The sequence below is a fragment of the Acinetobacter lactucae genome (genome assembly GCF_013344765.1).
Taxonomy (GTDB): domain Bacteria; phylum Pseudomonadota; class Gammaproteobacteria; order Pseudomonadales; family Moraxellaceae; genus Acinetobacter; species Acinetobacter lactucae_A.
Genome location: NZ_JABVBF010000016.1, coordinates 1 through 11,687, shown reverse-complemented (window position 1 = coordinate 11,687; position 11,687 = coordinate 1). Strand labels below are relative to the sequence as shown.

Here is an 11,687-nt window from a genome sequence, read left to right as displayed (position 1 = left end):
TAGTAAAAATAAACACTAATGGCTTAAGTGTTTATGAGCTCCGCACCAGGCCAGCGACTTTCATTAATCAAGTTTGCTACACAGGCACGAATTACGACTTTAGTGGCTAAAGTAGCAGGCGAGAGTTCTTCTTCAGAGAGACTGATTAAATAGTTAATACGCTCAATAGCAGGTTCTATAACGCGTAGCAGGCATAAGTCTTGTCGTGAGTTTAATGATGCACCTGCGGGTTGAATGGTTGCCATTTCGAGTTGGCTGATGCTTTCCATTAATAAATGTAGCCCATCAATTTCATAGGCCACTTTAAGTTGGTGAATTTTCTGTTCGAGCAATAAACGCAGTCCATGTCGTTGGCTCGGTAAAATAAGAGGAAGTTCTTTAAGCTGCGAATGAGTAATGGTTTGAGTATCGATACAGCTTTCAAGGTCGTACTGACTCAGCACTTCTTTTGGTGAGATTAAAAACATTTGTTCTTTGACTAAAGGTTGTATAGCCCACTGTGGGTCGACATCGTCACTAAAGATGATGGCAACATCGAGCTGCCTTGCATTAACCAAAGCTTTGAGATCTCCCGATAACCCTTCGATTAAACGGACTTTAATGTCGGGGTAACGATTTCTCATGAGTTTTAAAAAGTGTGTGCCAATAACTGCTGCAACACTTGGCGAAAAACCTACGGTGACATGACCACTTAAACGTGAGGAATGCGCAGAATCTACTGCATGGTCTAAGTGCCTAAGTGCCAGTTGAACCTGTTGAAAAAAAGCTAAACCCGCAGGGGTAGGGACTGTACCTAAAGCAGTACGTTGTAAAAGGCGAATAGAAAGCTCGCTTTCTAATTTTGAGATTTGCTGACTTAATGCAGACGTTCCAATATCGAGATTTTTTGCAGCTTTCCCCAAGCTTCCTGACTCGATCACTGCAATAAAATACTTTAATTGTTTGAGTTCCACGGCAAATACTACATTAACCTTTATGGATTAATTCTACACTGGTTTATCACTCAACATTTTATTCTATTATGCTGACTGAACCTCAAAATAAAGGTAACACCACCTCAAGATGTTACCTTTTAGAGCTTTTATTTTTTAACCTGCTCAAGACCCTGTTCTTCAATAATATGTGTGGCTTGAGGTGATTTCACAAATTTGATGAGTTCTTTTGCTGCTTTTTCATGTTCCGAGCCTTTACCAATACCAGCAGCAAATACGGTAACTTTTTGATAAGGTGCTGGGATTGGGCCAACTAATTCGACCTGACCATATTTGCCGGTAAAAGGTTTGATTTCACTAATTTGCTGGAACCCGATATCAAATTGACCTTCAGCAATGCGTTTTGCAACACGATCGCCGATTACTTTTTCAGCCTTGCTTGAAATGATTTTATATTCCACAGGTGGGAAGCTTGGGAACACATCTTTTTCAAGATGTGTACCGCTCGCACTTGCTGAATAGCCGATGTGTTTAGCATTTAATAAAACTTTTTCAAATTTTTCTGCAGAGCTGATATCTGGCTTTGGCGCGCCTTTTGGAACAGCCATACCAATGCTTGAATTTACTAAAGGACTTTGTGAATTTGGGTCTACATAACCCTTTTCTGCAAGCTTGTTGAGTTCAGGAGCAGCCAAGACCACCACATCAAAACGTTCACCGCGATCAAGTCGATTTGGAATTGCAGTCGGTGATGCACCCATTGATGAACCAGACGAGAGATGAACAGTATGACTAGTTTGTTTTTCAAATAATGGAATGAGTTTTTCCATAGATGAATAAAAACCACCTGAGCTAATCACTTCGATAGTATCTGCGTTGGCAAGAGTTGAGCCTAAGCCTGCACCAGCTAGGCAAATGGTCATGAGAATAGGGGATTTTTTCATAATGCCTCACTTTTGTTGCAAGAGAGCACAGTACGTAGACTTAGGGTCTGCCGTACTGTTCATTAAAATTTCAGGTTAGGTCGTTTTTTGTTTTAAGCGCTGATTTTTGCAGTTTCAGCAATCGAGTCAGTTTTCTTCTGTTTAGAACCACGACATAGATATAAACTTGAGATGAGACTACATACCGCAGCGAGCATCAGCCAGAAAGCTGGGGTGCTTGCATTGCCTGTGTTTTCAACAAGGTAAGTACATGCCATTGGCGTCATACCACCAAAAATAGCGGCTGCAAGACTAAACGCTAAAGAGAAGCCAACGGTACGAACACGTTTTGGCATTACTTCGGCAAGTGTTGCGACCATAGTCCCGTTGTACATACCAAAGAAGAACGAGAAGTAAGCAAGCGTGATAAGTAAGTTTGAAAAACTAATGTCGCTCACTAACCAGCTCAAAACTGGATAACTGGTAAAGATCGCAAGTGTCGTAATACCCACTAACACTGGACGGCGACCAATTTTGTCTGAAAGTAAGCCACCCATTGGTAACCAGAAGAAATTCGATAAACCTACAAACACGGTTGCTAACAGGCTATCTGTGACCGACATTTCTAAAGTACGTTTTGCATATACTGTGGTGTAAACCGTAATGAAATAGAACGTGGTTGTGGTCATGGCACTCATCATCATACCTGCAAGTACAATGCGCCAGTTGCTCGCTAGTGTGCTAAAAATTTCTTTGGTTGAAGGGTGAGTTTTTTGTGCTTTAAATGCTTCAGTTTCCTCTAAAGTACGACGGAATAAGAAGATTAAAGGAATGATCAAACAACCAATTAAGAAAGGAATACGCCAGCCCCATTCACTCACTTGTGCATGAGTTAAAACGGTGTTGAGCCAATAACCAAATAACGCAGCAAACACCACCGCAATTTGTTGACTACCAGACTGCCAGCTTGTGATAAAACCACGGTTTTTATCGGTTGCAATTTCTGCAAGGTAAATAGACACACCGCCAGATTCAACACCTGCCGAGAAGCCCTGTAACAGACGGCCAATGACCACCAAAATTGGGGCCATAATACCGATGGTGTCATAACCCGGTACAAAGGTAATTAAGATCGTACCAATAGCCATGAGGCTTAAAGTCACAATCAAACCCTTACGGCGACCAATTCTGTCGACATAAGCACCCAAGAAAATAGCGCCGAGAGGACGCATAAGAAAGCCCGCAGCAAATACGGTAAATGTCATCATTAAAGAGACATATTCATTTTCAGAGTGGAAAAATTTTGCTGCGATATAAGTGGCATAGAAACCAAAAAGAAAAAAATCGTACTGTTCTAAAAAATTGCCACTTGTTACATTTAATATTTTTTTAAAAGTAGCCCTACGGTTATTAACGACATCCATTGGAGACCTCCTTGGCCTGACAAAATGGAAACATTCACGATCTTCAAAGTTTGGACGTAAATTGATTCAATCAATAAACCTAAATAGGAAATGGGTTAGAGATGAGATTTAAAGGTGTCCTTGGTAGAAAATGTGATGCCTTGTTTCCAGTTAAAACTACACATCTATATTTCGATAAACAGAAAACCACTTATCATTCGGATAAAAATGTAATCTTAAAAAGCAGGGAGGAGTGAGAGGCGAAAATTAATTAGGTATTTAGAAAAATTAATGACCCTTTAAACAATAATTTCAGAACACGGCCAAATTTGGTTTTGAATCAACTCTTTCACACATGCCTTAATGGCTGACTTGGCAGCAAGTGCAGCGGGTGATAATTCTTCTTCGGCAAGGCTCACTAAGTAGTTAATTCGTTCCACTTCTGGGTCAATCACCTTAAGCAATTGCAGCTTATGTTTGTACTCTTGCAAGCAAGCACTTCCGGGGCGAACACTCGCAAGGTCAAGGTGAATCAGACTGTCCATAAGTAAGTGTAAGCCATCAATTTCATAGACGACATTAAGCTGCCCAATCTTGTGTTCAAGCAGCTTTCGTAAGCTATGGCGCTGACGTGGCAACACTAACGGAATATCGCCAATTTGCTGAGACTGAATAATGCCGCTTTTAATGCAATCTGCTAGACCGTATTTTTCGAGCACTTCTTTGCGCGCCATTAAATACATTTGCTCGCGTACCAAGGGCTGTATCGACCATTGCTTATCAATCTCATTAGTAAAAATAATGGCAATATCAAGCTGACGCGAGTTAATGTACTGAATGAGATTACCTGACAGGGTTTCCACAATCTCTAAGCGAATGTCTGGATAGCGTTCAGACATCAGTTTCATTAAAGGGATACCAATCAAAGCGGTAATGGTCGGTGGAAAACCAAGGCTGACATGACCTGACAAGCGTGCCGAATGCGCAGCATCTATGGCAAAATTTACCTGACGCAAAATAAGTTGCGAGTGCTTTAAAAAGGCAAGACCTGCTGGGGTTGGGGTCACGCCAAAAGCATTACGCTGTAATAAGCGAATGCTTAGCTCTTGTTCGAGCTTACTAATTTGCTGACTAATCGCCGAAGCACCGACATCAAGTTTTTGGGCAGCTTTACCAATACTGCCCGATTCAACGACCGTCAAAAAATACTTTATTTGCTTGATTTCCATAATAAATGTATTCGCTCATCATCCTTGATTTATAGAGATATGAAGGATTGGGAAATCTATCATGCGTTTTAATATTAACAGCAAAAAATATAAAAGTTTCTTAAAAAATCACTCTCTAGCCTAAAAGTCCAATCAATTTTTATGGTTAATAAAAAGATGATGTTCTGCTTACAGCTACACAAACCCTAACTCTTCAATATGGCATCTACGGTCAAATCATTGGCGTTTGGAGCTAAGCAGAAGCATTCAAATCTACATAAAGTGAGGAATCAAAATAAAAAATATCCAGGATGGATCCATGAGTTTTGTTGTGAATAAAAAAATATTGATCTTAGGAATAACTTCAATTTGCACAAGTACCTTACATGCGGCTGCATTTGATAAAACAGGGCAATCTGTAGCTGCATTTTTACAACCGGGTAACTATTTTGAGGCCAGTTTAGGAATCACAGATGCTGATTTAAGTGGTGTAGAATCGGGCACCAACCCTTCACATCATTCAATTTCAGATATAGCCAACACCGATTATCGACCTACCGCAGCGTTAAAACTACAGTTAGCACCGCAGTATTCATTTGGCTTGCTTTACGATCAACCATTTGGTGCCAACACAGAATATTCAGGCCTAAATGGCTTTGTTGCAACGCCAAAAGACACAGTTATGTTACCTGGCATTACAACAGCAGGGCTTGCCAATGCTACTTCTGGTCAGGCTCCTACAGGAAATGCAAAATCAGAATTTGATATACAAAATTTAAGCTTTATTTTGGGGTATCAACCCACAAAAAACTGGAATCTTTATGCGGGGCCAGTCTATCAAACTTTTAAAAGTCAGGTTGAATTAAGGGGTAATGTATTTAGTCTTTACAACGGCTATGACTTTCACACCAAAACTGTAGGTGACTTGGGATGGTTAGCAGGGCTTGCCTACCAGATTCCAGAAAAAGCTGTGAAAGTCTCATTAACCTACCGTTCAGCCATTACCCATAAAGTAAACGCGACTGAAAATGCCCCACTCATTGATATGTTAAGCACTCAACAAGGTCGTGATTTAGTTAATCAGCATCTAGACTACATGATTTCTATTGGTCAGATGACTCCACAAAAGAAAGCTTACTTAAATCAGATTATTGGCAATTTGCCAGAACAAGAAGATGCAGGTACAACAAAATTTAAATCTCCTGATTCAGTGAATTTGGAGTTCCAGACAGGACTTCGTCAGGGAACGTTACTGTTTGGTAGTTTACGCTGGGTAAATTGGAGTGACCTTGCTTTGCAACCTTATCGCTTCGGTGAGATCTCAAAAGTTGTTGGCGTACTATCAACGCCAAGCCGTCCGGAAGGTTTTAATTTGGTTCGTTATTATGATGACCAATGGTCTTTAAATTTGGGTTTAGGACAACGCTTTTCGCCAAAATGGTTAGGTTCTGTGTCAGTTGGATGGGACTCAGGAGCAGGAGATAAAGTCTCAACGGGTGGCCCAACTAAGGGATATTACAACTTGGGCTTGGGTGCTCAATATAGCCCGACATCGCAATACTTTATTTCTGGTGGTGTGAAGTATTACTGGTTAGGCGATGCAAAAGCTCAGCTTGGCGCACAGGCGGGTAGTGACTATTATGTAGGTGAGTTTAAGGATAACCACACAGTCAGCTATGGCTTAAAAATTGGATATAAATTTTAAAATTAAATCAGTCATTTATAAGGTTTTAATTACATGAATAAAATCATTAAAAACAGCCTATTTTTAGGATTATCGACTTTCATTGCAGGTTATGGAACTCTCCTTCATGCGGAAGCAAGTCTAACAACTTTGCCAGCGGTTTCGCAAAAAGCGTTAACTATTATTGATGGTCAAACTGAATGGTTAAGTAAGGTCTATAAAGACATTCATGAACACCCTGAACTTGGGTTTATGGAAACGCGTACTTCTGCCATTGTGGCCAAAGAACTTAAGTCACTGGGTTTTGACGTTAAAACCGGAATAGCCAAGACAGGCGTAGTTGGTATTTTAAAAAATGGTGAAGGGCCAACGGTCATGTACCGTGCCGATATGGATGCCAATACTGTTGAAGAAGCGACTGGTCTACCATATGCGAGTAAAGTACGCGTAAAACTCGATGATGGAACTGAAACACCTGTAGCACATATGTGCGGTCATGATGCACATGTGACATGGATGCTCAGCATGGCAAAAACATTAGTGGCTTTAAAAAAGGAATGGAGCGGAACTATTATTTTAGTCGCGCAACCTGCCGAAGAGCCGATCACAGGTGCAAAAGCTATGGTGACCGATGGCTTATGGACAAAATATAACTTACCAAAACCTGATTATTTCTTTGCCGTGCATACCACACCTGCACCTGTGGGCGTGGTCATCAATGCACCGGGACCACGTATGGCGGGAACCGACCAGCTTGATGTTTTATTTAAAGGTGTGGGTGGGCATGGCTCATTACCAATGCTCACCAAGAACCCGATTAGCATGGCTGCAAACGCAGTGACTCAATATCAAACCATTATGGGTAATGCAGTTGATCCGCAACAAGCGGCAGTGTTATCGATAGGCTCAATTCAGGCTGGAAACTCGAATAACGTGATTCCTTCTACGGCATTAGTCAAAATGAATTTGCGCTGGTTTGATCCAAAAGTGCGTGAAACCATGTTAAATAATATTAAGTCTATGAGTGAAGGTGCCGCCCAAATGCAGGGTATGGGTAAAGATCAATTACCTACCTTTACGTTTAAAGGTTCGAGCACACCTGTAGTTAACAATAAAGAATTTTCGGCACGTTTAAACGGGCCTTTAAAAGCATTATTAGGCGATAAACATGTTCTAACTGAGTATCCTGCGGTTATGGGGTCTGAAGATGTTCACCATTTGTTAGGCGACCAAAAAGACATTCCGTTTAACTTTATGTTTATTGGTGTAGCAGATCCTGTTGTGTTCGCCAATGCAGTCAAGCAAGGCAAACCTGTGCCTTATATTCCACATAGTCCAAACTACATTGTTGATTTAAAAGCTTTGCCAGTTGGTGCCAAAGTCACTACAGTTTCGATGTTAGAACTACTTACTAAAAAATAAGTTACTCATAAAAAAAAGGTGCACTTACATGCATCTTTTTTTTCTAAGTTTTTAAAAGTTAAGAGCAAGCCAGATATTTTTCTCGATAATGGATTGGTGATAAATCGGTCCAGCGGCGAAACGCGCGGGTAAAACTACTGACATCGGTAAAGCCAAGAATATAAGCAATCTCAGTAATATTATGGCTTGAGTTTTTAATATACGATAAGGCGAGCTCATGCCGAGTCTGATCAAGTAACTCACTATAAGAGGTGTTTTCGGCAGAAAGTTTGCGTTGCAGACTCCGTATGCTTAAGCCCAGACTTTTCGCAACGTCTTGTTGTTGAAAATCACCTGTAGATAATTTTTCAATTAATTTTACTTTCACTCGTGCCAATATATTTTCTTTATCGAGCCGAGCCAGATAACGATTAATAATTTCATCATATTCTTGAGTGAGAGTCGGATTTGCACCTTCTAGTGGTTGTTCTATCGTTGCCGTATCAAACACAATCATGTCTTTGGGTGCATTAAAGACGATGGGAGCTTTTAAAATACTCTGGAATGTTTCTAAATCTTCAGGTTCTGAACGTCTAAGTTCAATGCGTAATGGCGAAAAAACAGAGCCTTGTAAAGCACGACTTGAGCGAATAAAAACGGAAATAAATGCATCTATTGACTCGGGCTGAACTTCGTCGGGAACATGAATAACAAAATAATGATTATTTTCTTGCCCATAAAACTCTAGCTCTGGAATATCCGTAACCACACGAAAATAACGAATAATTCTTAGAAACATCTCTTTTAGAGTAGTGCTAGTAATCAGTGAATGCCCTAACACATGAAAAGTATTTTGATTGACTTGGCTGGCAACTTTAAGGCCAAAACATGAATCTTGAGTTTTCTGAACGGCTAATTTCCATAAATTTGCTGTTTGTTTTAATGAATATCGTGCATCAGGATTACTCAGAGCCTGAATATCTAAACCTGCTTGTTGTAATAAAGGTTGACTATCAACACCGGCTTTTTCGAGCGCTTTTTGAATCGCTTTCACCCAGCTAGCCAGTGCCGTTGCTGTCTGTGGCATGTTATGTCCTATAACTTGTGATTCATATTCCTCTGAACAGTATAAAAGATTCAAAACTAAAAAATCTTTTGTTTATTCTGAATCTTTTTATTTTGGCATCCATAGCCAATAGATTGGCGTTTCGAGCTAAGCACACTTAGGGTGATCTAAATAAAGTAGAGGCATGAAAAACTGAGGAATAACGGATGACCTATATTTATAAAAATCCTGCCGGAATGACCGATAGCGAAAAAACGGAATATATTAAAAAAGTAGTAACAGCAGAAGGCGTGGCTTTACGCAAACGCCATCCTATTTTGAACCATCAAAATGCCATTGGGGCGATGATTCTATTTATATCTTTGGTCGGCATGATAGCGACTGCCGTGCTCTATATAAATCATCAACTTTCAACTTGGTTTGCAATTCCGATTATTGCTTTTTTTGCATCGCTCACCCATGAGTTAGAGCATGACCTGATTCACTGGATGTATTTTAGAAAGAAACCATGGGCACATCATTTAATGATGGGCTTAGTCTGGTTAGCTCGACCAAGTACCATTAACCCGTGGAAACGTCGTGAGCTGCATTTTAACCATCATAAAAACTCAGGCACCGAAGTTGATTTAGAAGAAAGAGCTTTAACCAATGGAGAGCAGTGGAGTATACGTCGTCTCATCGCGATTGGTGATAACGGCTTGGCGGTCTTGTTCCGTATTATTTCTGCAAGCAATTGGACGGTTAGAAAAGTAATTTTTAAACGTGCATTTATGGCTTATTTTCCGTTAGGAATTATTCATTGGTCGCTGTGGTATATCTTTTTAGGTTTTCATGCAGTAGATGCTGTTTCAAGTTGGGCAAATGCACCGATTGCTTGGTCAGCTACCACTTTAAATATCATGCATGTGGTTAATATTTTGACCGTTGTTTGGATTGCACCGAATGTGCTGCGTACCTTTTGCTTGCATTTTGTGACAAGCAATATGCATTACTACGGCGATGTCGAACTGGGTAATGTCATTCAACAAACTCAAGTATTAACGCCGTGGTGGATGATGCCGTTCCAATTGTTTTGCTTTAACTTTGGTTCAACGCATGCCATCCACCATTTTGTAGTGAAAGAACCATTCTACATTCGCCAAATGACGGCACCAGTTGCCCATAAAGTCATGCGTGATATGGGAGTGCGGTTTAACGATGTTGGAACCTTTAAAAGAGCAAATCGTTGGAACGTAAATGATTTATCAGAGTCAAAAAGTTAAAACATAGCTTTTTATTTCACTCAAATGGACTGAGTTCTGTACGAAGCACTCAGTCCATTAACCATAATTTCACTATAGAGTTTCTTAAAAAGAACTAGCTCTACTGAAAATTAGTAAAAAGCAGAACTACGCCCAATACACATAAAATAGAGCCAATTACCTTATTAATCTGAGCTTGTTTGGCTAACATTTTTTGTCTTAGTAGCATGGATGAAAACAGCACCGCCACCAGAGAAAACCATACAAAATGGGCAAATGACATAAAAAAGCCATAAGCTATAAGAATGCTTTCAGGTGTGGTTAAACTCACAATTTGCGTATAGGTGCTAATTACAAATAGCGTGGTTTTAGGGTTCAGGGCGTTGGTAAAAAAGCCGTATTTTATGGCTTGCAAAGTACCTATAGAAGTTAAAGCAGCAGCGTCTAAAACTGGTTTTTGAGTAAAAGTTTTATAGCCAATATAGATCAGGTAAAGCGCGCCAATGTACTTCACAATATTCAAAATTTGCGGCGTATAAGCCATCACAAACGCAACGGCTACAAGTGTATAGGTCACATGTACCAACACGCCAAACGATATTCCTAGTGAAGTGAACACACCTATTTTTCTGCCATACAGATAACTATTTTTCGTCACGATCGCGAAGTCAGCGCCGGGGCTTACCACCGCTAAAATTGTAATGAGAATAACCGCAATAAACTCTGCCATTATCTTGTACCCTCACTAAAAACGAGTGGTTTTATCTGTACTTTTTGGAATGTATTAGAGAGGAGAGCTGTTTTATTGAAAGCTGTTATTCTTTTGGTGAGAAAGATTAGGGCTTTACATTTGTGAAGATAGATATTCATTATATTTTTCATCATCTAAAATAGGGTTTAATCAAGATGATTTTTATTTTGAACAGAAACCTAAAAATAAAAATCGATAAAAACGACTACACATCTATGAGTTTTTGGAATGATTGAAAGAATATCGCTGAATTCACTAAAATTTTTCTACTTTGTGGCGAAGTATGGCAGCGTCACTTTAGCTGCAAAGAAATTATTTGTGACGCAAAGTGCAGTCAGTAAACAGATTTATAATTTAGAAGAAGCTTTAAATACCACTTTGTTTGACCGTAAAAATAAAACACTTGTGATGACCGAGCAGGGTGAAATTTTACTGAGTTGTTGCCATCAAGTTTTTGGTCAACTCGATGAATGTTTAATAAAGCTAAGCCAGCCTAAAACTCACAACAAGCAACTGGTTTTGTCGTGCGAACCCACTCTTTCAATGAAATGGCTCATTCCGCGTTTATCAAAATTTAAAAAGCTCGGTCATGATTTTGAGGTTGTGCTACTTACCGCAGGCGGCGTGGTCGACTTTGAAAAAGATAATATTGATATCGCAATTCGTAGAAATGATTTTGATTGGGGAGAGCATATCTATAGTGAAAAGATTGCCGATGAATATATCGCTCTAGTTCAAGCAATCAAGCCATCGGAAACAAACGACGTACTCATCTCGACCTCTAGACCAAATTTTTTCAAAAATATGAGTCGCATTGCTGAGTTAAAGCAGTGTTTAAAAGGCTACACCAAAATTGAACTCGAGCATTTTTATCTCTGTTTAGAAGGCTGTTTGGCGGGACTCGGCGCGACGGTCATCTCAATTTATATGATTGAAAAAGAGCTTGAGTGGAACGCAATACAGAAAATTTCACCAATCGTTCAAGATAATTCAGCCTATTTTTTACTTTCTCATAGTGCTTTTGAGGAAGATCCACGCAAAACCATATTTTTAGAATGGCTAAAAGCAGAGATGAGCG

10 protein-coding genes are annotated in these 11,687 nt (G+C 39.8%); 4 read left to right on the top strand and 6 right to left on the bottom strand.

Translation table 11 applies throughout. The annotated features are described in order from the left end of the window. Nucleotides 1-23: 23 nt before the first annotated feature. The 4 genes from HUN22_RS03400 to HUN22_RS03385 all read right to left on the bottom strand — a co-directional run bounded on the left by HUN22_RS03400 (nt 24) and on the right by HUN22_RS03385 (nt 4,487). Nucleotides 24-953, bottom strand: a complete 930-nt coding sequence (locus HUN22_RS03400) for a LysR family transcriptional regulator (RefSeq protein ID WP_087090307.1) — start codon at nt 951-953, stop codon at nt 24-26. Nucleotides 954-1,081: 128 nt separating this feature from the next. Next, nucleotides 1,082-1,876 (bottom strand): substrate-binding domain-containing protein, encoded by a 795-nt coding sequence (locus HUN22_RS03395; protein WP_217488068.1) that lies wholly within the window; start codon nt 1,874-1,876, stop codon nt 1,082-1,084. Nucleotides 1,877-1,968: 92 nt separating this feature from the next. Next, entirely contained in the window at nt 1,969-3,279 is a 1,311-nt protein-coding gene (locus HUN22_RS03390; protein ID WP_174726505.1) for an MFS transporter, read from the bottom strand. Nucleotides 3,280-3,557: 278 nt separating this feature from the next. Then, nucleotides 3,558-4,487 (bottom strand): LysR family transcriptional regulator, encoded by a 930-nt coding sequence (locus tag HUN22_RS03385; RefSeq protein WP_004703620.1) that lies wholly within the window; start codon nt 4,485-4,487, stop codon nt 3,558-3,560. Nucleotides 4,488-4,785: 298 nt separating this feature from the next. Between HUN22_RS03385 and HUN22_RS03380 the strand changes: the two genes are divergently transcribed. Together HUN22_RS03380 and HUN22_RS03375 are read left to right on the top strand one after the other, a co-directional pair. Next, entirely contained in the window at nt 4,786-6,171 is a 1,386-nt protein-coding gene (locus tag HUN22_RS03380; protein ID WP_174726504.1) for an outer membrane protein transport protein, read from the top strand. Between the two features lie 33 nt (nt 6,172-6,204). Continuing rightward, nucleotides 6,205-7,572, top strand: a complete 1,368-nt coding sequence (locus HUN22_RS03375) for an amidohydrolase (RefSeq protein ID WP_174726503.1) — start codon at nt 6,205-6,207, stop codon at nt 7,570-7,572. Between the two features lie 58 nt (nt 7,573-7,630). Here the strand turns inward: HUN22_RS03375 and HUN22_RS03370 are convergent, their stop codons facing one another. Further along, nucleotides 7,631-8,638 (bottom strand): AraC family transcriptional regulator, encoded by a 1,008-nt coding sequence (locus HUN22_RS03370; protein WP_174726502.1) that lies wholly within the window; start codon nt 8,636-8,638, stop codon nt 7,631-7,633. Between the two features lie 215 nt (nt 8,639-8,853). Here HUN22_RS03370 and HUN22_RS03365 point away from each other — a divergent pair, with 215 nt between their 5' ends. Then, nucleotides 8,854-9,879 (top strand): fatty acid desaturase, encoded by a 1,026-nt coding sequence (locus HUN22_RS03365; RefSeq protein WP_174726522.1) that lies wholly within the window; start codon nt 8,854-8,856, stop codon nt 9,877-9,879. Nucleotides 9,880-9,979: 100 nt separating this feature from the next. Here the strand turns inward: HUN22_RS03365 and HUN22_RS03360 are convergent, their stop codons facing one another. Continuing rightward, complete coding sequence (locus HUN22_RS03360; protein ID WP_174726501.1) at nt 9,980-10,588, bottom strand: LysE family translocator; 609 nt, start codon at nt 10,586-10,588, stop codon at nt 9,980-9,982. A 249-nt stretch (nt 10,589-10,837) separates the two neighbouring features. Between HUN22_RS03360 and HUN22_RS03355 the strand changes: the two genes are divergently transcribed. Continuing rightward, the coding region (locus tag HUN22_RS03355) for a LysR family transcriptional regulator (RefSeq protein WP_174726500.1) at nt 10,838-11,687 on the top strand (850 nt) is incomplete at its 3' end.